The 23,932-nt window shown below is 58.6% G+C and carries 15 protein-coding genes; 7 read left to right on the plus strand and 8 right to left on the minus strand.

The window, feature by feature from the left end:
* Window positions 1-78: 78 nt before the first annotated feature.
* From FVQ81_02590 to FVQ81_02605, 4 genes are all read right to left on the minus strand, one after another.
* On the minus strand, window positions 79-1,344 hold the full coding sequence (locus tag FVQ81_02590; protein MBW7995460.1) for a PorV/PorQ family protein: 1,266 nt from the start codon (window positions 1,342-1,344) through the stop codon (window positions 79-81).
* Window positions 1,345-1,364: 20 nt separating this feature from the next.
* Complete coding sequence (locus tag FVQ81_02595; GenBank protein MBW7995461.1) at window positions 1,365-4,610, minus strand: hypothetical protein; 3,246 nt, start codon at window positions 4,608-4,610, stop codon at window positions 1,365-1,367.
* Between the two features lie 59 nt (window positions 4,611-4,669).
* Window positions 4,670-8,026 (minus strand): TonB-dependent receptor plug domain-containing protein, encoded by a 3,357-nt coding sequence (locus FVQ81_02600; GenBank protein ID MBW7995462.1) that lies wholly within the window; start codon window positions 8,024-8,026, stop codon window positions 4,670-4,672.
* A gap of 403 nt (window positions 8,027-8,429) precedes the next feature.
* Window positions 8,430-9,722, minus strand: coding sequence for an ROK family transcriptional regulator (locus FVQ81_02605; protein MBW7995463.1), 1,293 nt, complete (start codon window positions 9,720-9,722; stop codon window positions 8,430-8,432).
* 515 nt (window positions 9,723-10,237) lie between these two features.
* Between FVQ81_02605 and FVQ81_02610 the strand changes: the two genes are divergently transcribed.
* On the plus strand, window positions 10,238-12,628 hold the full coding sequence (locus FVQ81_02610; GenBank protein ID MBW7995464.1) for a hypothetical protein: 2,391 nt from the start codon (window positions 10,238-10,240) through the stop codon (window positions 12,626-12,628).
* 139 nt (window positions 12,629-12,767) lie between these two features.
* On the opposite strand, the gene FVQ81_02615 is transcribed toward FVQ81_02610, so the two are convergent.
* From FVQ81_02615 to FVQ81_02625, 3 genes are all read right to left on the minus strand, one after another.
* Entirely contained in the window at window positions 12,768-14,840 is a 2,073-nt protein-coding gene (locus FVQ81_02615; protein ID MBW7995465.1) for a hypothetical protein, read from the minus strand.
* Window positions 14,841-14,864: 24 nt separating this feature from the next.
* Entirely contained in the window at window positions 14,865-15,674 is an 810-nt protein-coding gene (locus FVQ81_02620; protein MBW7995466.1) for a glucose 1-dehydrogenase, read from the minus strand.
* Between the two features lie 65 nt (window positions 15,675-15,739).
* Window positions 15,740-16,771: a galactitol-1-phosphate 5-dehydrogenase gene (locus FVQ81_02625; protein ID MBW7995467.1), complete on the minus strand. Its 1,032-nt coding sequence runs from the start codon at window positions 16,769-16,771 to the stop codon at window positions 15,740-15,742.
* 187 nt (window positions 16,772-16,958) lie between these two features.
* Here FVQ81_02625 and FVQ81_02630 point away from each other — a divergent pair, with 187 nt between their 5' ends.
* Window positions 16,959-17,354, plus strand: coding sequence for a hypothetical protein (locus FVQ81_02630; protein MBW7995468.1), 396 nt, complete (start codon window positions 16,959-16,961; stop codon window positions 17,352-17,354).
* 36 nt (window positions 17,355-17,390) lie between these two features.
* Window positions 17,391-19,070 carry a D-aminoacylase gene (locus tag FVQ81_02635; protein ID MBW7995469.1) on the plus strand — a complete coding sequence of 560 codons (1,680 nt, stop codon included), beginning with the start codon at window positions 17,391-17,393 and terminating at the stop codon, window positions 19,068-19,070.
* 169 nt (window positions 19,071-19,239) lie between these two features.
* Here FVQ81_02635 and FVQ81_02640 read toward each other — a convergent pair whose 3' ends face one another.
* Window positions 19,240-19,881 carry a DUF4145 domain-containing protein gene (locus FVQ81_02640; protein ID MBW7995470.1) on the minus strand — a complete coding sequence of 214 codons (642 nt, stop codon included), beginning with the start codon at window positions 19,879-19,881 and terminating at the stop codon, window positions 19,240-19,242.
* Window positions 19,882-20,095: 214 nt separating this feature from the next.
* On the opposite strand from FVQ81_02640, the gene FVQ81_02645 reads away from it, so the two are divergent.
* From FVQ81_02645 to FVQ81_02660, 4 genes are all read left to right on the plus strand, one after another.
* Window positions 20,096-20,899 carry a hypothetical protein gene (locus tag FVQ81_02645; protein ID MBW7995471.1) on the plus strand — a complete coding sequence of 268 codons (804 nt, stop codon included), beginning with the start codon at window positions 20,096-20,098 and terminating at the stop codon, window positions 20,897-20,899.
* Window positions 20,896-21,816 carry a hypothetical protein gene (locus tag FVQ81_02650; protein ID MBW7995472.1) on the plus strand — a complete coding sequence of 307 codons (921 nt, stop codon included), beginning with the start codon at window positions 20,896-20,898 and terminating at the stop codon, window positions 21,814-21,816. Before FVQ81_02645 ends, FVQ81_02650 begins: the two co-directional genes overlap by 4 nt.
* A 20-nt stretch (window positions 21,817-21,836) precedes the next feature.
* Window positions 21,837-22,718, plus strand: a complete 882-nt coding sequence (locus tag FVQ81_02655) for a hypothetical protein (protein MBW7995473.1) — start codon at window positions 21,837-21,839, stop codon at window positions 22,716-22,718.
* Between the two features lie 132 nt (window positions 22,719-22,850).
* On the plus strand, window positions 22,851-23,690 hold the full coding sequence (locus FVQ81_02660; protein ID MBW7995474.1) for a hypothetical protein: 840 nt from the start codon (window positions 22,851-22,853) through the stop codon (window positions 23,688-23,690).
* Window positions 23,691-23,932: the final 242 nt, after the last annotated feature.

Below are 23,932 nucleotides of genomic sequence, written 5' to 3' on the forward strand. Positions count from 1 at the left end.
ATTTAATTAAAAGCCCGGCCCGGCATTATGCCGGGCCGGGCTTCATCTTCACATGAGTTCAGATCCGGAACACTGGTGTTAGAACCCGAAGCTCACGGTGAAGAAGTTATCGGCGGTCAGGCGGCCTTTGTTGCGATAGGCATAGTTGAACGTGATCGCCTTGCCACCGATATCACGCCTGAGGCCACCGCCGAAACTCAAGCCGCGCCAGGTGGGGTCATCACCCAGGTACTCGTAGCCGAAGTCGTCCATGCTGTCCGTGTACTCGTCGGTCTGGATCAGCCAGCCCCCACGAAGCGCCGCGGACATGAACGGGGTGAAGTTGAAGTTGATTTCCGTGCCGGTGGCATAGCTGAGCGGCGTGGTGCTGTTTCTCCACAGCTCAGTGGAAACCAGCCAGTTGGTGTTTTCGGAAGTGAGCAGGTTGTACGACAGCGCCAGCTTGACCACCGAAGGCAGACGGTAGGTGTGAGTCTGGCGGTACGCCCAGCGGTTCTCCCTGCGGGGCAGGGCGAGGGGGCTCGAGCTGTAGTCGGTATAACCTGTCGGGATATTACCACCCATGCTCTCGGGACCGACCTCGTAAAGCAGGTTCGGACCCTTCATGGTGATGTTGGTTCCGAGGTTCTGGATCGCGAAAGCGAAACGGATCTCGCGGTCGTTGAGCTCGGTGTGGTAGATCGCACCCGCATCGATTGCGAACGCGCTGCCGCCGATGTTGTTGAACATGTCCTGGTGGACATACTTGAGGTTCATACCGGCGATGAAGCGGTCGCTGAACGTGTAGGCGAACGACGCACCCGCCTGGAAATCGTAGGCGTTAAATGTACGCCCGATACCCTGCGGGGAACTGAACGTCGTTATTTCCATCTCGGGAATGTCGAGATACCCGAAGAACGCGCCCAGCACCAGATTGCCGTCGGCAACAGGGACCGCCGCCGCGGCGTAGCTGTAGGTCAGGTCCATGGTGTAATCGACAACCGTCAGCATCACTTCCTTCTGCTGCAGGAATCCCAGTCCGGCGGGGTTCCACCAGATCGAACTGATGCCGTCGGTGACTGCCGAGTAGGCGCTTCCCATCCCGATGCCCCTGGCTCCCACTGGAATCTCGAGGAACTCAGCGGCTCTTACGCCGACAAAGGAAGCAGCATCCGGACGCCCCTGTGAGAGATACTTATCCAGACCGGTGTACTCCTGTCGCAGGATACCCTGTGCCATCAGCGGCACGGCGACGAACGACACGAGTACGCCGAGGATAATCAAGGCGCGTGTGGCCGTTTTGGTTAACATAAACAACCTCCATTTGGTCTCAAGAGAGAAATTCTTATCTGTGTAAGTCGTCATCTTTCATCATCCTTTGCGATTTAGTTGATGACGTAGAACTTACCAGTGTGAGTTTCTCCCCTCTCGTCCGTCACGTGGAAGAAGTACAAGCCGCTGGCCACAGTCTGGCCGAAACGGTTCCGCAGGTTCCAGGCTTCTGTCCCGCCGTGGTTGTCCCAACCCGTGAACTCACGCGGGTCGCCAGCGATACTCAGACGGTCAAAGTCATCGTAGTTACCCCAGCCGTGGCGGTTGGCGCCGATATGGTTGAGCACGTTGACCAGGTGGCCGCCCAGTGAATAAATCCGAATGGTGCAGCGCGCGGGCAGGTTGACAAACTCGATCCGCCGCTGGTCGGGTGACAGATCGAGCGCGGAGGAAGCCATGTACGGATTCGGCACCACCATCACCTTGCTCAGGTCGGCGTCGTTCGGATCAAAAGTCATCGGCTTAATGGTGAACTTCCATTTGTCACCGGGCATCAGCACGTCGGCGCCCTGGATGAATGTGTTGTCATCCCACGAGCCCAACGCGCTGCGCAGCACCATCACAGCGCTGCCCGGCATCGTAATCGGAGCGCCGGACAGGTGGATAATGTGGCCGGCGACCCACAGGGCGCAGTCCTCGGTGTTGCCCGCCGGCAGTGATTCCACCAGCAAGGTCGAACGGTCCGACTGCGGAGCATAAGACCTCGGGCCCCAGCCCACGTTGGTTTCGCTCTTCAGCACGGACGGGTCCACTCCAACAGGAACGAAACCCCAGCCCACGTCGTCGATATACGGGCTGAACGGAATGCTGACGCCATGGGTGCGGTCGGTTACGCTGACAGTTACGTTGCCACCCGAGCTGCTCCAGCTGATCTCGTAGGCGGCGTTCCGAATGTAGGCCTGATAGTAACCATTCTCGGAATAATGGGAAGCCCCGCTGGCGGCCAGGCTTTTGTTGCCCAGAGCAACGGTGGCGCCGGTGTAGCCGCCCGGATCGATCTGAACCTGTAAACGCCGGCCTTCGTTTAATTGCCGGCGGCCGGTGTATGTCAAGGCCGACACAGCCCAGGACACGCCATCCGCACTCATGTTCCCGGAATAAGCTAAGGTAAAAAGGTGCGAGCCTCGATTCCTGGTACGAACGTCGACACGAAACGGATCGGTCACCGCGTTACCGCTGGCATCGGCAAACACCACGGAGCGTCTGCCGTTCTGAAAACCCATGGTCTCCATTTTGTCGGTAGCCTGGAGATAGAACACCTCTTCCGAGGTGATCCGCTCACTATTCACCGCATCCCATGACACATTGGTCAGGAATCTCGGGATAAAGGCCGGATCCTCTGTCAGCAGGGTTCCGTCACCGGCCAGGGCGACAGTCCCCCCTGCGGTCGGCGTGGCACTGTATCCGGAGGGCGGGACGTATTCATAACCGACCAGTTCCGCCGCTTTGAAGCTACTGGCATCGCTGCGGGGCTGGACCGTGTACAACTGCGCGCCGGGTCTGTTCCACAACTTACCGCTGGCGGGATCGGGCAGACTGAAGTAGGCGTCCTCACCCGGATCGTAGTTGTAATCGTAAGGAACGAGCGCATACCAGATGCGCATGCCGTTGTTCATCCGGAACAGCGGGTTGTCACTGCCACGCGTGTCGATAAAATGGAACGCCAGGTCGCCGCCGCCGATGCTGCCTTCCCAGATCAGCTCGGAATGCGAGTCGCTGGGACCGACAAACGAGCGATACAGGCGGTAACCCTCGAAATCGTACTCCCGGTACAGCCCACTGGGATCGAGCGAGGGGTTATCCTGCAGGAAGCCATAATACGCATCGGGCGTATTGATGTTGACGTCGCTCCAAGTGATGGTCACCTGTTTCGCGCCGGGGATAATCGTCAGTGGCGGCGGAGCCGGTGTTTCAGGCAGTATGAAGCCGCCGGCAGAGACGATCTCGGCCACGTCATTGTAGGCCAGCACCGTGCTCAACTGATCCTGCACATCGGGATTGTCCAGATTGGGAATATCCGATGGCGGGAAAGTGAACGGCGGGTTCTTGGGCTGCACCCACGAATACACCGCGTCCAGGCTGAAGCTGTCGCGCGGTGCGAAGTCATGGTACTCGCCCCAGAAGTTGTAGGAGTTGTAGGCGTTGCGCGTACCCCACCACCACTGGTCGTAACGCGGCTCTTCCGGCAGAGGCACGCCGGGCCAGCCGTACACCGGACCGCCGGTCCAGGGATTTACGTAGCCGGGATAGAACGGAGCGGTGGGATCGTAGCGGCCGTTGCCGTAACGGTAGGCCCTACCCGTCGGATAACCGCCCTCGAGCACTTCCTCGGGCTGCATCAGGCCGTACTCTGTCGACCAGCCATGGGCGGAGCTGTTGGAGAACCGGATTTCCTCGCCCTTCCAAACGGGTTTACGCAGCATCATCATCGACACCATCGCCGGATGCCCGGTGAAGCTGCCCTCGATGCCGTCCCGGTCCGCTACGACAATGATTTCGCGCGGGAAGTAATATGCCCACGCTTCATCGCGGCCGCCGATCAGGAAGCCGTTGCCGTAGTTATAATTCAACTGCATACCGATCCAGACCTGGCCGTTAGGCGTGGAGGCGATCTGTGCCGTTATGTCCGGATTGCCGTTCCACTTGTTGTACTCGCTCATGTTACGGAAGAACACATGGGCGTAAACCATGTTGTTGCTTTCCGCGAAGTTGAGGAAATGGAAGCGCCATTCGATCGAACCGCCCATAGCTTGGCTTTGGTTGAAACAGTCGCCATTGAAGGTAACGATAGTTTCAGCGCCGTGGAAGATCGGGGCGCCGCCGGTGGAGCGGCCTTCACGGAACTCGGCGGGCCAGTCGGCGATGTCGCCGGGATCGGAGGTGGTATAGACCCGGCTCTGGGGTAGCCGTCTCGCGGCGTCTTCCATATCCTCACCGGCTGCTTGCAGAGATGTCAGCAGATCGAGAGCTTCCAGCGAGCAGAGCATGCCCGGGAAGCGTCCGGCCCTGGAAAGGTTGGCCAACGTGTCGTTAGCCACACCGTCGCCGGTGCCGTCTCGAGCGACACATAATCCCCAGTTCCAGCGACCTGGCTTGTAGATGTTACCCGAACCGCGCGGGAATTGGGTAGGCGTTCCACCGCGCATCGGTCCGCCGTAGCTCGTAGACACCGTTAAGCCGACGTTGTTGCCCTGGGCCTGGGTACTCTGCTTCCATTCTGCATTCGCAGTGGAAACGAATAGAACCAGCAGGGTCACAACCGCCAGCTTGATCGGAATAATGAGATATTTATGAAGCATAGGTTATCTCCTGTGAATTTGCTATGGAATAACCGGCAAAATGCCAATCAGCCACGGAGTTAGAAAGTAAACTCGGCGCCGAAACGGATCTGCCTGGCCAAGCCATAGGCGCCCTTGTCCATCGTGGACATCATCACCGAATGGGCGATGTTGCCCTTGGCCTGCTCTTCAAGCGAAAGTACGCCGTCCTGGTTGAAATCTGCATTGAACCAGGTTTTGGTTTCCCGGCTCGCGTTGTCGTCCCACTCCATCACCACTCCGCCGCCGGCGCGCCTGTAATAGGACTCGAAGTGCAGGCCCGACGGGTATGCTGTCGGATACTTCTTGCTGAACGTGTTAAAGATTTCGCTGAAGAGGTTGATCCGATAGGCTCTGCCCAGGCGGATCTGCTTGGTGAAACGCAGGTCCAGGTTATAGTCCCAGCGCCCGCGGAAGTAGTTGACGCCACCGATCGGACGCCCGTTGCGGCGGGTCAGCCACGAGACGTTCTCGTCCGCGGCCATCCAGTAGGTGGAACCGGAGTTGACGATCCTGTCGTAAGCAGGCGCCCCGCTTTGCAGGGTGAACAGCGCAAAGATGCGGATGTCCCTCAGGACCGTATTGTAGATCGTCCCGGACTTGAAGTCTTCCGGGAAGAGGTAGTTGAGGGTGGCGGTCACCTTGTGGGTCACGTCACCGTTGATCGGCCTCAGCTCGTCGGGCGGAACGAAGACCGCGCCGGTTGAGGGATCGAGGAAGACGTCAAACTCACCGGTGGTGGCGTAATCACTACCGGTGGTGCGGGAGAACTGCATGGTGTACATCAGGTTGTAAGCGAAATTGTTGCTGAAGCGCTTACGCATGGTAAGGTCCATGCCCTTGATGTTACCACTGTCCCTGTTGGTGAAACCCGTGGTCCAGTCGCGAATCGGGCGTTCCTCGTGCCACTGGTAGTAGTCGCGGAAGAATTCCTTGCGAGCCACGTTGCCGATAACGTCGCGATAGTAACCCACCACGTCCATCACCATGTCATCGCTGATCAGATAGCTCACGCCGCCCTCGAACGAGTCCGTGCGGCTGTATTCCAGACCGCCGGGGTTGCTGCCGCTGAAGATGTAGCTCATGCTGGGCAGCTGGGAGAACACGCCGTAGCTGAAACGCATCTGACTCTTGTCGGTAACCGGGAAGCCGACATCGAAACGAGGCGACCACTCGTCGATAACGTTGGCGAAATATCTCTCGCCCCAGTCGTCGCCGCTGCGGAATCCCCAGTTGTCTACCGGATCGAACCTGTCAAAGCGCAGGCCGTAATTGAAGATGAAGTCGCCGAGATCGGTACGGTTCTGAAGGTAAAGAGCCAGTATCGTCGGCTCGTAGTTGAACTCGTTATCTAAATCTCTGCGGAACCTCATGTTATGCAGCTCGTACTTCTGGTTCTCGAAGTCCGAGAACTGCAGGCCCAGCTTGGCGCGGTTGTAACGGTTAATCTGGAAATCGATATCGACCTTGTAGTTGTTCTGCCACTCGCGCTGGTAGAAGTAGCTGAGCCAGTAGAGGTCGTTACCGGTAATCAGCCGGTAAGGATACTCCAGGTCCCAGTTACGGTGCCATGGACCGTCGCCGTCGGGATAATAGATCTTGCCTAAGTCGGAGCCCTGCAGCGGCATGTTCATCTCGGGGAAGGTCTCGATCTCGAAGGGGATGTCGTGCATTGACCAGCCCATGAACGTGGTGTTCTCGCTGCGGACGTAGCCATCGCGCGGGCTCCCGCTCGAAATATCCTGGGTCCTGAACCTGGTGTAACGGAATATCAGCGATGCGCTCCGGTCTGCGCTGCGGTAGAAGTCCCAGTCGCCGCCCAGCAGCAGGTTGCTTGTGCGGGTACGCCGGGCGTAGCCCTGCGGGACCACCAGCATCGTATCCGACTCGTTCTCCCAGGCCCTGGCCGGCAGGGTGGATTGAGTAATAACGCCATCGGTAAAGTAATTACCCTGGCTGCGGGGGATGCTGTTCTGGTTGCGGCTGTAGTTGATCGAGCCCAGCAGCTTCATACCCTGGAGCGGGTAGTAAGTAATCTTGCTGCTGGCCAGGCTCCTGTCGCCCCAGTTTTCCGGGACACGCACGGGGTTGCCCGGATTGAACAGCGCTGCGCTGTTGCCGGTCTTGCCGGCGTAGAAGTCGCGCCCTGCCTGGAGGTCTTCCAGGCTGAAAGCTGGGGTCTGAATGCCGAAAACCGGGTCGTTACGGACCGCGGCGTTCAGCCGCGCCACGAAATCTTCGTTGATGCCGCGGAAGCCCTCGTCGGCGTGAGTCGGCTGACGGTCGGCCATTCCCTGAATTTCACCCGAACCGTGGATGTACAGGTTGGGGATGAAGGAAAGCGGTCCGCCGATCGAGACGGTCATCTGGTTATAGCCGTAATCGGAGGTGCGGGGGTTGGTTTCATCGGTGGTGTACCTGATGTTACCGTGCCAGTCCGCGCCACCTTCCTTGGTTACGATATTGATCACACCGGACTGGGCGTTGCCGTACTCGGCCTGGAACCCGCCGGTGATGATGTCCACCTGCTCGACCGCAGCCGCGGAGAACTCCAGAGGAGACGCATCCTCGGCGCGGGAACCGAGCTCCTGCTCCCACACCCAGCCGAGACCGCTTCTGAACGGGTCGGCGGTGTAGTTGCGCACGGTCATGCCGTCGATGATCATCACTTCTTCACCCAGGCGGCCGCCGCGGATACGCAGGCCGCGGCCAAGGGCGTCGGGACCGCCGGTCTGCACGCCGGCCTCGAGAATCATCATGTCCTCGAGCGTGGTGGCGGGTATTTCGGCGATTTTCTCCGCGGTCATCCTCTGTTTACTGACCGTGTTATCACGCGGCATCAGCACATCGGATTCACCCTCGATAGTGATTCCCTCGAGCTGGACCACGGTGGAACTCATGTTTGAATTAACAGTCGTGGTCTGGCCGGCGAGCAGCAGTTGATCACCAATCGTCACCTTCTGATAACCGGTGTATGTGAAGGTGATATCGCGCCGTCCAGGCGGTACGTTCAGGATAAAAAAGTAACCGTCCGCATTGGTTACGTTTCCCAGCCTGGTGCCTTCGATCACGACCTGCGCACCCTGCAGGGGTCCGCCCGTATCGGCGTCCCGGACTGTGCCCTCAACCTTGGAGGTATTGAGCTGAGCCATTGCAGGCAAGGCCCAGATCAATGCAGAGAGCAGCAGTATGCCGGACCTTCCGAAAAGACGTTTGTTAATCGACATAGATCCTCCTTCAGGATCCTTCTGGAACAATTTGCGAATGTAAATGCTTCCTGTTGCCTTCTTTGCGCCTGACCGAAATTCCTGAAAACCGCTCATCTCTTTCAAGCCACTCATCAGTGCAAGTGCTTCATTCGCCCTCCTTGGAATTGAGTTGTGGTTTCGCTGGAACATTCGGTACGAAAGATGAGTTCCAGCATTTTGTCGAAATTTAAACCGAGCAGAGCAATTACTTTCCGTTGCCCCTCTTCGGAAATAAAAGTTGACGAGATTGCGAATAGTTTATATATTAACGTAGCAATCCCTTGGGATTGCGCTTGTGGCCCATGCCGGATGAACCTTGGCGGAACTGACGGCATGGGCCCTTTTATATTATTCCGTTCAAACAAAAATCCCCTGGATTGCGCTCGTGGTCCATGCCGGATGAACCTTGGCGGAACTGACGGCATGGGCATTTCTTATTCGTTGTCAGAAATTTGCTCTGAGCAAAAACTTGTTTTTCATCAATGAATTATGATCTTTTTGTCCTTTTTTATAATCCAGATTACCAGCTTTATATGGTGAATCCCGGATGAAATCAGGCTGGAACTCCTTCCAGCCTGGATGTTTTGCTCGTTGATTTTCTCGTTCTGGCTACCGGCTGGGATCCGTCGTCGTGATCGCCGAGCATGTGCTGCAGGACGAGGGCGCGCGCGCCGCTGAATGTAGGATTCTGCAAGGAGCACGGTACAATCAGGTCCGGCAGGTGCTCCATCGGGTACGGCGCCCTGCTGCGAAGCTGGTCCAGCAGCTCGGGATAAATCAGTTTCCACGCCTTTACGAGGTGGCCGCACAGAATGATCCGCTCCGGGTCGAGTCCGTTGTTGATATTGGCCAGGCCCGCTCCCAGCCATTTCGCGGTTTCCCGCAAGGCCTTGCGCGCATCGGAATCTCCCTCGACAGCCATATCGATCAGTCTGATCGCCTGGCTGCCGAAATCGTCTTCCCTCGGCTGACCGGAAAGCTCACAATAACGGTCGACAATACCCTCGAACGACGCCTTGTCCTCCCAGGTAGTGCCTTTGGAAGGTGTTTCGTAATCCCCGTCGATCTCCACAATCCCCGAGTAGAACCTACCGTCCATGAACCGGGCTCCGTTATAGAGCTTCCCGTGGATTACCGTACCGATGCCCACACCCTCGCAGACGAGAACGTAAACGAAATTACTCAGCCCCCTCGCCTCATCGGCAAACCAAAACTCGGCTACCGCACCTGCCTTGGCGTTATTTTCAACAAAGACAGGGCACTCGAAATGGCGCTCGACCGGTTTGCGGCAGGAAACGTTTTTCCAGCCCAGACGGTTGTTCCAGAAGATCATGCCGGTCTCCGAATTAAGCACCGCAGCGACAATCACGCTTACGCCGGCCAGGGGCTGCGTAAATTCATCGACCATCTCCGCAAGTCTGGCGGCGCAGAGATCGAAGAATTTGTCGGCGTCGTTGGGGAAAGTTTCGATTTGTTGTTGAGAAAGGACTTCGCCTGAAAGGTCGCAGACCGACAGGGTAGCATGGCGAATGGTTGTATCAATCGATCCGTAAATCCGGTAACTCGGGCTGACCCTCAGGTTGACCGGCTTGCGGCCCAGCGCGTTGGCGTCGTCCTGGCTCGCCTCGTAGATCGCACCCTCGCCGATAAGCTCGCTGGTGATCTTGGAAACAGTGCTCTGGTTCAGCCCTGTGCTCCTCGACAGTCTGACCCGGGAGATCGGACCGTGTGTGATGATTGTATTCAATACCGCCGAGCGGTTGAGTGCCCGGATTTTCTTGTGGGCATGCGGCATTAATTTTTTTACCCGTATAGTTCCTGAGATACGGTATGGAGGGAATGACATCTTGTCGTTCCAAATACCAAACGACAAAACGCTGTACTCATATCTGTTTAGCCGCTAACTGTTGAGAATCCCGGTCAAGTAATTTACATGGGAAATGAGTGGATAGGTATCTGCAAAAATTTTCTTTCGGAAAGAATATTTGTATTATATTAGCATATTCCGCAATCGTTGTCAAGAAAGAAGTCCAAAAAAACAGAGCAAAACCGTGAATCGTGTTCGCAACTGTGATCCCGTTATCTAAAGTACAAGCAAGGGTGTCCGGGATGAAAAAACGCCTGTTGGCACAACACCGGTTTCTGGAAAGAAATCTTTTTTTTCCATCAAACTAAATATTAACACAATCCATCGAAAAAAGATTATCCGGGCAATCTGGTTTCAACTAGATTATTTTCTGGAAACTTGAGAACAGCAGAATAATCCTTGTAGTTTAACCCATGTCACGTCCGGATGATAAAACTGTCATACTGAGCCGGAACATACCGGGAACGCAAACCATCGTTACAGGGGAGGGACAATTGATCATTACAATTCGCCGTCTGACTCAAGTGGCTCTGTCGGTATTCATGTTTGCAATCGGTACAGCTGCCTGCGGAGTTGAACAGTCCCGTCCTGTTCAGCCGTCGGATACCGCGGATCAGGCCGCCTGGCGTGTAATCGGTCCGGGCGGTGGCGGAGCGCAGTTCCTCTCGACAATCAACCCGCAGGACCCGGATCACGTTTTTGTCCGCTGCGACATGACCGGGGCCTATCTGACAGTCGATGGCGGCAAGAGCTGGCGCATGTTTAACCTGCGCACGGTTGTCCGCGATTTCGAGTTCGACCCATCCAACCCGAGCACGGTTTATGCCTCCAACAGCGGGGTCTATCGCAGCGATGACCGCGGCGGGAGCTGGCGGCTGATCTATCCCCGTCCCGAGGATATCGCCGAGGAATTGATGGTGGGCGATCACGCTAACCACGGCTTCCGCACGAAAGATAGTGAGGTGCTCCGCAGCATTCCCCAGGTCCTGGTCGATCCGGAGGATGGGAACAACCTCTATATCGGTGATGTCCGCCAGGACGGGGTCAGGGTGATGCACAGTCCGGACCGCGGCGCAAGCTGGCGCCGGGTGGCAACGGTGGAAGGCTCCGGCGTGCTGAATATCTTCCCCGGATCATGGTACGGCGAACCGGACCAAATCGTCCTGTTTACCACCACTTCCGGCTGGCGGATCGACACCGGAGCCGGAAGCGCCGAGGAGATCGAACTGCCGCGCCAGGATATCCTGGTCGCCGATGGCGGCTACACTGCCGGCGGGGCAGTCTTCTATGTAACTGCCCGGACCAGTGAGGAGTCAGGTAAATTGGCGGGCGGCGTGTACCGTTCCTCCGACGGCGGCGCAAGCTGGCGGCAGATCAACAACGGTCTTGCCGGCGACTGGAAGAGCGGCATGCGCGTACCCGGGTTTTACGCCCTGGCGGTCTGCGAAAGCGCTCCCGAAGTGGCGTATTTATCCTGCGGCTACAATCCGGTCGTCCGGGCAGATGGTGAGGTGGAGCGCCGCTTCGGCGTGTTCAAAACCACTGACGGCGGCGAAAGCTGGCATTGGGTATACCGGGCGACCAGTGAAAAAGTGCTCAGCGAGAACCACGAGGGCGGCTGGATGGTCGAAAACTACGGCCCCGAGTGGGGCGAGTACCCGCTCAGCCTGGGCGTGAGCCCGACCGACCCCGAGATCTGCTGGGCCAACGATTTCGGCACCACCTACCGCACGCTCGACGGAGGCGCACACTGGGCGCAGGTATATACCAGCCAGATGCCCGACGGTTCCTGGGTCAGCCGGGGCCTTGATGTCACCACCAACTACGGCGTCCATTTCGACCCGTTCGACCCGCTGCACGTATTTATCTCCTACACCGATATCGGCGCGTTCCACAGCTTCAACGGCGGAGAGAGCTGGGTCCACTCTATCGAGGGCGCGCCGCGCGCCTGGCGCAACACCTGCTACTGGATGGTGTTCGATCCCGAGCTCAGGGGACGGGCCTGGGGAGTCTGGGGATCGGGCCACGACCTGCCCCGGCCCAAGATGTTCCGCAGCGGGCGGTTCGACCGCTACGTGGGCGGCGTGACAGTCTCCGATGACGCCGCCCGCACCTGGCGACAGAGTAACGAGGGGATGCCGCCCAACACGGTCAGCACCCATATCCTGCTGGACCCCGACAGCCCGGCCGAGTCGCGCACGCTCTATGTCAGCGGCTTCGGCAAGGGAGTGTTCAAGAGCACCGACGGCGGGGCGACCTGGACGCTGAAAAACGAGGGGATCGCGGGTAACCTCAACGCCTGGCGGATAACCCGTACTCCAGACGGCAGACTCTACCTGCTGGTGGCCCGCGGCCTGGAGAAGAGCCAGGTGGTGGACGGCGCGATGTACACCAGCACCGACGGGGCCGAAAGCTGGCAGCCGCTGGCTATGCCGCCCGGGGTCAACGCGCCCAACGACCTGATCTACGACCCGGCCGAGCCGCGGCGGATGTATCTCAGCTGCTGGCCGGAGCCGGTGAACGGGGTCGATAAAGGCGGCGGGTTGTGGCGCACCGGGGACGGCGGCGCGAGCTGGAAGCTGGTGTTCCGCGAGGACGCCCATGTCTACGGCGCGGCGCTGGACCCGGAGAATCCGAACACGGTGATAATCAACGGCTTCGACAGCGCGGCGTTTCGCTCCGATGACCGCGGGGAGAGCTGGTATCGGCTGGAGGGCTACAATTTCAAGTGGGGACACCGCCCGGTGTTCGATGTCCACAACCCCGGCATGATCTACCTGACCACCTTCGGCGGCAGCGTGTTCCACGGCCCGGCCACGGGCGTGCCCGGAGCGTTCGAGGATATCCTGGAGCCCACCTGGCAGAAATGGTACGGCAGGTACTGAAACTGATTTACTGCCTCAATGCTTGATAAGGCCCCGTCAGGGGCCTTTTTTTGTGCCCCCGCTCCATTCGATCCATCCCGCCAAACCGCACGGAACAGCCCGTTCGCACCGAAAAGATATTTTCGCGATAATTATCTATTCACTTCACCCACGCCGGCCAGCTCACCTCCGGGCGGTAGTTGGACTCGTTGTAAGCAGGTGGCCGCACGGGTGCGTAAAGGCTGTCCCCGTCGAATGCGTCGGACTGGGTGTAGATATAGATCCACTCCGGGTCCCAGGTAATTATCTCGTCGCGCGCATCGCCGGTCAGATCGTGGACCAGGCAGGCCAGGTCCGGGTGGCCGTCGTCGGGGAACATCACCGCGCGCCGCCCCCAGCCGTCCACCATCCCGCCGGATATAGGGTTGGTACTGAGCAAAATCAGCTCGGTCCCGTCGCCCCGCCAGTTGACCGGCAGGATCGGCGAGCCCTGGTGGATCGGCTCGAAGTCGATAATTTTTTCACCCTGTGCTGAGTAGAGCGTGATCAGTCCCGGTTCGCCCCAGAAATTGATGTTGCACATCTCAAGGCCCGGAATATCCGGGCGGAACTGGCCGATCGAGGGCGTCTGGGCGTGGCCCACCCTGTCGTGCAGCAGGATCTTGCCGTCGATATCCGCCACCGCCACCCCGTCGTCACTGGCGGTGATAAACACCCGCTCGGGCCCCTGTCCCAGGCTGAAATCCCCGGCCACTATCCCGTCGGCGTGCTCCTGCAGTTTGTCGTCCAGGCTCCAGATTATCGTCCCGTCATGGTCGAACAGCGTGTAGCCCAGGAACACCTCGTCGCGCCCGTCGCGGTCGTAGTCGTAAAAGTAGGGGTAGTGGCCCAGGTTGGCGCTGTTGGTCCAGAGCAGGTTGAACTGGTTGTCGAAGGCCCACAGCCGGGTGTGACGGTCCTTGATGATAAAATCCAGCGGCTTGCCCGTGCCGCGAAGGTCACAGAAGCTGAAGCAGTCGACATTCAGGTAGTGAAGGTGGTCGCGGCGGTAGTAGTGGTCGTATTCGTCCCAACTGGTCTCGCCGGGCAGGATCCTGCTTTCGGGAACCAGGTGCTGCTGCTCGAGTTCTCCGGTTTTGCCATTAAGGATTTTGATCCAGCGCTCATCGGCGTAAACCACTTCCGCCTCGCCGTCCCCGTCGAAATCATGGATCTGTACAGCCACGTCGTAGGTGACCCAGGCGTGGTCCGGGTCCGGGGTGCCGGTCTGCCACAGCACACGGCCGTCGGCGTCCAGCGCGGTCATGCAGCTTATCCGGTTGTAGTTCCGCCCCAGGAACGCGATATTCTGCACCAGCAGGAAATCCGTGCGCTTGTCGCCGTCCAGGTCGCCCAGGCGCATCGCCCGGGCCACGCCGAACTCGCTGGTCCTGATCCGTTTCCATAGTACGGGCCGGGGATTGGTCCGGCGAAGGCTGTCCAACTCGGCCTGGCGGGCTGTTGCGGCCCGCTCGAATTTTTTCTTAGCATCCGCGGTGGCGGTCACAGTCACATTGTGGTAACGTACCGGGGCCTGGGGGATCAGGCCCACCTTGCCGCCGGAGTAACGGCTGTCGTTTACGTCGAATTTTTTTACCCCGTCTACATAACAGCGAATCCGATCACCTTTGGTTTCGACCCTGAATGTCCGGGGCCGGGTCAGATCCAGCTCCATCGTGCCCGTGCCGAGTATTTTCCAGCCGTCGCGACGGAAATCCTTTTCCCCGTCGCGGTAGCGCAGGCTCAGCGTGTCGCCGGGGCCGAAAGCGAACACGTAGTAATGACGGCCGTCCCGGTAGCGGAAGACAATCCCCGACATGTCCTTGGTGCTCAGGGGAGTGATATCCACTTCCAGCGCGTAGTCCTCCCACAGTAGGTCGCCGGTGACAATGATCGGGTAGATATAGTCTTTCGTCCAGACCGTGCTGTTGTAACCCATGTAGTCCAGCACCTTGCCGCCCTCGTGCTCGAACACGTACCACTCGTCGGGCGTGCGGTTGTTGACCAGCTCCCAGCTGTCCATGAACTCCATCGGCACGTGATGGTACTCCGGGAAAGCGGGCGAGGCCCACTGGGCGAACTTGCCGGGGGAGAGAGTGGAAAAATCCGTGTGGAACAGCAGGGTGTCGGCGGGAGCGGCGGAGAGCAGAGATGCAGCTAGAATCGTAAAACATACGAACAATAAGTTGCGCATTTCAATCCTCCAGACTCTAGTAAATTAGGATCGCTTTTTCTTCGGCACCGCCCGGGTGGCCCCGGTCGAAATCCCGCCGTCGACCAGCAGCGTCTGCCCGGTGATATAGCGGCTGCTTTCGGAGGCCAGGAACACCACCGCCCCGTCCAGGTCGTGGGGCCGGCCCGGACGCTTGAGCGGAATCCGGTCGGTCAGGTACTCCAGCCACTCGCGGTCCTCGTACATCACCGCGTTCTGGGCGGTCTTGAACCAGCCCGGCGCCAGGCAGTTGACCGTGATCCCATGGGGGCCCCAGTCGTCGGCCAGGCTCATCGTCAGCTGCCTCACCCCGCCCCGGCTGGCGCAGTAGGGCGCCAGCCCCGCGTAGCCGAACACGCTGGTTACACTGCCGATATTGATTATCCGCCCGTAGCCCGCCGGGATCATTTTCTTTGCCGCTTCCTGGGCGGTAAAGAAAGTGCCTCGTAAATTGGTGTCCAGCACCAGATTCCAGTCGTCCCAGGTTATCTCTGTCGAGGGCTTGCGGACGTTGCAGCCGGCGTTGTTGACCAGGATGTCGATCCGGCCGTAATGCTCGTGCGCCGCAGCGGCCATCGCGATGATACTCTCCCGGTCGCGGACGTCGAGTTCCAGCGGCAGCGCCCGCCGCCCGATTTTTTCGATCTCGGCCTTGAAATCACCGAGCGAATCCAGTCTGCGGCTGGTGATCGCAAGGTCGGCTCCCGCCCGGGCCAGCGCCCGCGCAAAATACTGTCCCAGGCCGCGGCTGCAGCCGGTGACAATCGCCACCCGGCCCGAGAGGTCGAACAGTTTGGCATGTTTATTATCGGACATTGCGACAGTTCCTTAATTTGTTAAAATAATGTAGGGGAGAGGCATGCCTCGCCCGAAAGTTCTTGTCAGGGTCGCAGGATAACTTTGAACAGCCCCGGCTCGCCATCATAGAGCCGCTTGAACCACGACGGACCCTCCTCCAGCGGGGCCACCGCGGATATCAGCGGATCGACCCGCACTTTGCCGGACTCCAGCAGTTCCAGGCATTCCGGGTATTCCCCGGCCGAGGCGCAGCTTCCCCTGATCGTGATCTCGCGCACCACCGCCCGCTGCAGCGGCAGCCCGGCCACGGGACGGAAATTACCGACCAGCACGCATGTCCCCTGCTTGGCCAGGCAGGTTACCGCCGCGGCCAGGGTCTCATCCACCCCCACCGCGTCGAACGAGAGCGCCGCGCCACCTCCGCCGGTCAGCTTGCGGGTTTCGGCGGCGATATCGGTTTCCCGCGGGTCGAATGTTTTATCCGCGCCAAGTTCGGCGGCCAAGGCCAACCTCTCTTGATTAACATCCACCGCCCAGACCTGCTCGACACCCCGGGCTTTAAGCACTTGAACGATTAAAATACCGATCATCCCCGCGCCGAACACCACCGCCGGGCCGCCCGGCACGCTGCCCGCCCGGTTGACCGCGTGCAGCGCCACGCTCAGCGGCTCCACGCAGGCCGCCTGCTCGAATGAAACTTTATCGGGTATTTTGTAAATACCACGCGCCGGCACGGTAACATACTCCGCGCAGGCCCCGTCCTGACAGTACTCGTCGCAACTGACTCCGAATACTTTCCTGTGTTCGCAGAGGTTTACATTTCCGCTCTCGCAGCAGGCGCATTTGCCGCAGTAGATCGTGCTGTCGAATGTCACCCGTTGGTTGGGGTCGATACCGCTGACCTCGCTGCCGGGCTGGATCACAATCCCGGCGGCCTCGTGGCCCATCACCACCGGCGGAATCCGCCGCCCCGTGCTGCCGTCCATCCCGTGGACGTCGCTGCCGCAGATTCCGACTGCCCGCACCCGGATCAGAACCTCGTCGGGGGCCGGCTCGGGGTCCGGGCGCTCGATGATTACCAGTTTATTGTATTCTTCCAGCAGAAGTGCTTTCATTCGGATATCCTTCCGTGGTTGGTCGATCGTTCAAATAATACGGACGGCGGTGCTGGAGGTCAACTGTCCAGTTGCTGCCGAGCCAGTTGACATGGCAGGGTTGGGGATGTTAGGCTGTTGCGGAGGATCAATCTTGTACAGCATTGCTGAGACAGTCTTCTATCCGAGTACAGAACGGGAGGACAAGATGGGCAAGGTGCCGGCGCCGAAAGGACCGTATTCGCCGTGGGTCAAGGCCGGCGGTTTTATCTATGTCTCCGGCCAGGGCCCGGTGGATATCGACACCGGCGAGCCGTTCCTGGGCGATATCGCCCGGCAGACCGAGATGACCCTGGACAACGTGGCCGCCGTGCTGGCCGATGCAGGCGCGGGGCTGGGCGATGTGGTCAAGACCACGGTTTTCCTGACAGACATCAACGATTTCACCCGCATGAACGAAGTCTACGCCAGATATTTCGGAGACAGCAAGCCCGCGCGCAGCACGGTCCAGGTGGCCAAACTGCCGACAGGAATCAATCTCGAGATAGAGGCGGTGGCGGTGGACCCGGCCGCCGGAATCGATATCGTGCGCCTGGGCGACTGATCGATCGTTAACCTTTCCACCTCCCCGGAGGCGCCGATGAGATCCAAGCTGATCCTGGCCGGTTTAATCGTCCTGGCGGCATCGCTGGCCGCCTGCGCCGGAAAAACAAGTCCCAAATTCGATATCCTGATCACCGGTGGGACCGTAATCGACGGCACCGGCGCTCCGCGCAGGCAGGTCGATGTGGGTATCATCGCCGATACGATCGCCGCGGTGGGGGACCTGGCTGGAGCCTGGTCCGGCCGGCTGATCAACGCCTCCGGGCGGATTGTCGCTCCCGGGGTGATCGACATCCACGGCCACAGCGATTACAGCATCCTGGTGGACGGCACCGCCCAGAGCAAGATCCGCCAGGGCGTGACCACCGAGATTATCGGCGAGGCGCTCTCCGCGGGGCCGATCAGCAGGGCAGGACAGAATTTCAAGCGGGTCGAGGCGCCGCTGTGGGACGCGGATATCGAGTGGAGTACCCTCGGCGAGTATTTCCAGGTGCTCGAGCGCAGGGGGAGCTCGATCAATATCGGCTCGTTCGTGGGTACGATGAGCGTGCGGCGCTACGTGATCGGCGACACCAACCGCAACCCTTCCGATGTGGAACTGGACAGCATGTGCGTGCTGGTGGACGCGGCCATGCGCCAGGGCGCGCTGGGAGTGTCCTCGGCTCTGCTGGGCAGCCCGCTCACCACCGCTGAGCTGATTGCGATGGCCAGGGTGGCCTCGCGCCACGGCGGGATTTACAGCACCCATGTTCGTGATGAGGGTTCGCTGATATTTTCCTCCCTGGACGAGGCGTTCCGGATCGGCCGCGAGGCGGATCTCCCGGTCGACGTTATCCATCTCAAAGTGGCTGAGCGCGACCTGTGGGGCAGGATGGACAGCGTGCTGGCCCGGTTCGAGCAGGCGCGCGAGGAGGGGCTCGACGTCACCGCCAACATGTACCCCTATATCGCCGGGCAGAACAACCTGTCGGCCCTGATTCCGCCGGAGGGACAGGACGGCGGCCGGGATAAGATGCTCGAGCGGCTGCATGACCCCGGCTGGCGCAGGCAATTCAAGGAAACGCTCTATGCCGGCGGCCGCCCCGACTGGTACAACCACTACACCTCCAGCGCCGGCTGGGAAAGCATGCTGGTTGTCTCGACAAAGGCTGAAAAGAATCAGGACCTGATCGGCAGGCGGATGAGCGAGGTGATCGAGATGCGCGGCGGCGAGCCCACCGACGTCCTGTTCGACTTGCTGCTGGAGGAGGGCGGCTCCGTGCCGACAGTCTATTTCCTGATGAGCGAGGAGGATGTCCGCACGGCGATGGTCCATCCGCTGGTCTCGTTCTGCAGCGACGGGGTGGCGGTCCGCCCCGAGGGTCCGTTGGGCAAGGGCAAACCGCACCCGCGCTGGTACGGAAGTTTCCCGCGGATTCTGGGCCGCTACGCCCGCGATCAAAAGGTCCTGAGCCTGGAGTCGGCTGTCCATAAGATGACCTGGCAGAATGCAGAAAAACTGGGTATCACCGGGCGCGGTCTGATCAAAGTGGGTATGGCAGCCGACCTGATGCTCTTCGACCCGGAAAGTGTGCTTGACCGCGCCACGTTCAGCGACCCGCATCACTACCCCGAGGGAATCGAATACGTGCTGGTCAACGGCACGGTTGTCATCGATAAGGGCGAGCACACGGGCGCGCTGCCGGGCCGGATTATCTACGGCCCGGGCAGGGAATAACGTAAAAAAGCAGGAGTAAGAAGAAAAGATTAGCTTTGCAGAATAACAGGAGAGAGAGTGAGACCTCCGGCCTAAGGGTATGTGTATTGAAGTCTTAGTTATGACCTAATATGTGTTAAGCATTTTATAATGACCAGATGGGTAACCTTCTGTATTCATTAAACTGATGTTAGGAGCCATCTCTTTTTTCGATTGCTTTTCTCTTTTCCTCAGGTAGCGATTGGTATAAGGCATCAACTTCTTTTGGTTGTGTTATCCTATCATGAGCTATGAAGTTAACCAGACGAAACATTTTTTGGACTGTATCGATATCGTCTTTTAAATCCAATACTCCAGGATGAACGGCTTCGTTTCCAGTGACCCTTACAATATCAAGTGCCTTTTGAATTCCTACGGGCATTCCATCTTTTACTAATGAGGCTATATCTTCATTGATATTTTTGCCCGGTTTACCCAATTGCTTACATAATTTTTGAATGCATAAACGCAATAGGGCAGCGGCTGCTCTCGGCGATTTAGGCGTTATGGATTTTGCTTCATTGAAATCATCTTGAATATCTTTTTTTAAATCCGGATTAGGAGTATCGGAGATTTCAATGTCCGGCAAAATCATTTTTTTATTGACCCAAACGGCTTGATTATTACATGCGTTGCATTTTGAAATATACAGATAATCTGCTGGGTTATCTGCATCGGGAGAAGCGCTATCATCTTTGAACCATTTTATTACCCTGTACCAGAATTGTTGAGCGTGAGCATTACAAACAGGACATTCAAAACTTCTTTTTTTATAATTTGGAACTACAGCCATTTATCCTCCTGGCAAGAGTTTTGTTAAATATAACGCATGTCAAAGCAAAAAAAAAGACACACTTGTAGATGCAAGGTATTACCTGTTTATTGCTGATTCTTTTAATATTAAGGATACTTCACTACACTTGGCCTAACAGGAGGAGGACAGTTAACTGTTCAATGCCTATTAATAGCGATTCTGGCTTCTGACTCCTGACTTCTAAGGTAGACCTATGAATAGTAAAATAAATATAGCTTTAGTGGGACTTATTCTACTTTGCCTGGCGCCTTCTTTCTCCCCCGCACAGTACCAGGACACTGAGCGTCAGTGGGAAAAAATCTACGGCAACCGGCTGTTCGAGCTGATCGAGGAACGTCCGCTGGCCTGGCTCCCGTTCGGCGTACTCGAGCGCCACGGCGAACACCTTCCCTGGGGCCTGGACGGCGACAAGGCTCACCTGGTCTGTGTGCGGCTGGCCGGGAAAATGGGCGGAGTGGTGCTGCCTGCCAGCAACCTGGCCGGGGTTCACGGCGACCGCCGTCCTGACCAGGACGAGGAGCAGTTCCGCAGAACGCACCGTGAGGTCGGCGATTTTCTTTTCAGCGAGGGTTTTCTGCACCGTTTCCTGCTCGAATCGTTCGATGGCCTGGCCAATCTGGGTTTCGCTGTGATTGTCGCCTACTCCGGCCACTGGTCCTCCATTCAGGGTGAAATCCTTAAGGCCGCGGCGGAGGAATTTAATTCTACCGGCAAGGCCATTGTGATACCGTTCGGCGAGATCATGGCCTGCGGTGTGGTAGATCATGGAGCCAAATACGAGAGTTCGATGTGGGCCGCGCTGGTGCCCGGCGGCGTCAGGATGGATTCAATTGTGGACTACAGCACCGGCCGCAAGGACTGGTACCGGGGCAAGGAGATCGCCAGCCAGATCAGCGCCGAGTTCGGCGAAGAAGTGTTGAAAATGATCGAAGACTACATGGCCCGTGAGTTGGACAAGGCGTTCAGCAGCGTGGATAACGGCAGGGGAGAGGAATGAGCGCTAAGAGGCTGATGTTATTCATCATCTGTTATGCTGTTACCGGTTGCGGCGAAATATCCAAACAAAAATCACCCGCCCCGCTAACGCTGCCGATCAAGCTGTTCACTCATCACGATACCTCGATGTCGATGCTCAACATGCTCTATGTCAGTTCGCCGTGGCAGGCCGGCGAGTACATGGCGCTGGATTTTCCAGAGCACAGTTGGGGGAAGAATTTCAGCGGTGTGAGCACTGACACCCGCGACGGCAATCCGCACCCCAGCCGCTGGCAGTTCAACGCTGATTCAACCGAGGCCTGGTACGAGGTAACCGCCCGCGATGGAAACCTGTACCGTGCCTCGGCCAGCGTGGACTCGATGGCTGTCCGGCTGGAAATGAAATTCACCAATCGTACCCAGCAGCCGATCAGCGATATCCGTATCCTGGTCTGCACCAGGCCGAACACCATGCGGGCATTCGCGGATACTTCGTTCGCCATGACCTGGGTGGCGGTAGATGGCAAACCGGTGCAGTTGGGCGAGGGCACGACGATGATCGGCGAAGTGCCCGAGGACCACGTGCGGCATGTGATGAATATTCGTGGAGGACCTGATAACCGCGATCTTGGCGATCTCGGCTGGTTCACCGCCTCCTGGGGCAAGCCGTTTTGCCGCCTGGCCGAGGAGCACGCCTGGCCGCCGGTTGTCGCCACCCACGCGCGCGGGGACATGACCCGTTGGCTGGGCACGATCTGGAACCCCTCGCGAGCCATATTCTCCAACCCGCGTATCCCGTGTATCCACTCTGACCCTGTGCCCGCGGACTGTCCCCCCGGTGAATCGACCGTGGCCCGGGGCGCGGTGTTTTTCCACAACGGGACCATGGCTGGCCTTATCGAGCGCGCGGGCCAATGGAAGGATAGTCTGACGGAATAGCTCCGACGAAAGGATTTGAGATGGACAGGCGTGCTTTTATCACCAGTTGTGCCGCGGGAGCGTTGGCCGCCGGACAGTTGTATTCCGGCCCTGCCGCTGAAGCCGAAAAAGGCCTGGCGGTAAAATATCCGAACGACAGAAATATCGAATCGGATCCCGACGTGCTGATGGTCGAGGGATTCGAGCGGGACGACTGGCGCGACAAGTGGCAGGAAATCAGCGGGAACAGCCGCAAATACGGCCTTATCGAAGCCGATCCGGAAAAAGTGCTGACCGGTGAGCACTGCCTGCGGCTGGATTTTGTCCCCGAGGCGGGCAAGGGCGCGGCCGGCTGGATGCACCACTGGTGGGATGGCTCCGAGGTGGCCTACATGCGTTACTACTTCAGACTCAGTGCGGGTGGCAACTGGGGTAATCAGAAAATCATGCAGCTCCACGGCCACCCCAGAGGTAAGCGCTACGGTACCGGTGCCGGCAACCGCCCCACCGGCTACGACTGGTTCTGTACGGGAACGGGGATCGGTGGGAAGGATGGCCCGCCCTGGAACAGGGTTATCCTCTACACCTACTACCCGCACCAGATTGGGCCCTACGGTGATAACGTGACGCCGAACCAGGGCTGGCAGCCCTCTGTGGACGAGGAGCGCTGGACCTGCTATGAGTATATGATCAAGCTCAACGACGTGGGCAACTTCAATGGAGAGCAACGGCTGTGGATCGATGGCCGCCTGGCGATAGAACAAACCGGCATGGAGTGGCGTAAAAGCGAAGACATGGTGATCAACAACGTGATGCAACCCACCTACACCCACACTCCTCCCGCGGATGGACGCCGGCGCTCGCTGTGGCTCGATAATCTCGTGGTGGCTCGCTGCTATATCGGTCCGCTGAACAGGATTTAGACCGGAGGTAAGATGAATCGGGTAACGGCTTTAGCAATATTTCCAGTTGTCGCGCTGCTGGCTTGTTCCTCGGAGAGCATCCAGAGGCAAACCATACCGGACCCGGTGCCCGGTCTTTCAACCTTCACTGAGATGCGTACCGGCGGCGTGCGGGATATTTTTATCCACTCGCCGTGGCAGCCGGAAAAATCCCTGTCGCTTGGCTTCCCCGAGCACTGCTGGGGAGCCGGTTTGCCCAACACCAGTCACGACAGCCGGGAGCCGGTAGCCTCACCGTGGGGCTTCAACGCGGACTCCACGGAAGCCTCGTACGAAAACGTGCCGAAGCCTGATGTTGTTTACCGTGCCAGGGCATGGGCGGACTCGATGGCGGTCTGGTTGAGCGCGACGATAGTCAACCGCACCGACGAGCCGATCACCGATATCCGCTCATTGGTCTGCCTCAAGCCCGATTCGCACAAGGGCGCGCCGAAACGGCCCGATGCGATTGCCGGTTTCCGCGATACGAGTTTCAGCCGCACATGGATATTCGTGGATGGCCGTCCCGTGCGGCTCGGCGAGGAGACCACCTATAACGGGGATATCCCCGACAGGGGCTGGGCCGAGCACGAAATCCGCAGCAAGATCAACTGGGGCGTGAATATCAAGGGCGGGCCGGACAACCGCACGATCCGGGATGTCGGCTGGTTCCGCGGCAACAGCCCTGGACGGATCGTGGAGGAGCTGGCCGAGCCGCCGCTGATCGCGGTCCGTGACGAGTTCCACGAGGACCGCTGGCTGGCCACGATTTGGCAGCCGGCGCGGGTGTTGTTCAGCAACCCGCAGAACCCCTGTTTCCACTCCGACCCCTCGTTCCCCGACTGCCCGGCCCGCGACTCAGTGACCGTGCGCGGCGCGGTGTTTTTCCACCAGGGTTCGCTGAAGGGCCTGCTGGCGCGGGTGGAAAACTGGCGGGCAAGTGTGCCGGAGTAAATAACTATAGCTGTTGTCAAAAGTCTTTCTTTTTGAAAAGGAAAGAAGACATTAAGAATGGTACGGAAAAACTTCCATTGCTAAAGAAAATCGTAGGGGCGACACATGTGTCGCCCGTCAACCTGTGCACCTGCTGAATTCTTTGCGGGCGAGGCATGCCTCGCCCCTACAACGTTTGGTGTTAACGGGGGTGTAAGAATTCTCATTCTGTTGCATAAGAGGCCCGGACAAAACGAGGTTTT

This window comes from Candidatus Glassbacteria bacterium, from assembly GCA_019456185.1.
GTDB lineage: Bacteria > Gemmatimonadota > Glassbacteria > GWA2-58-10 > GWA2-58-10 > JAJRTS01.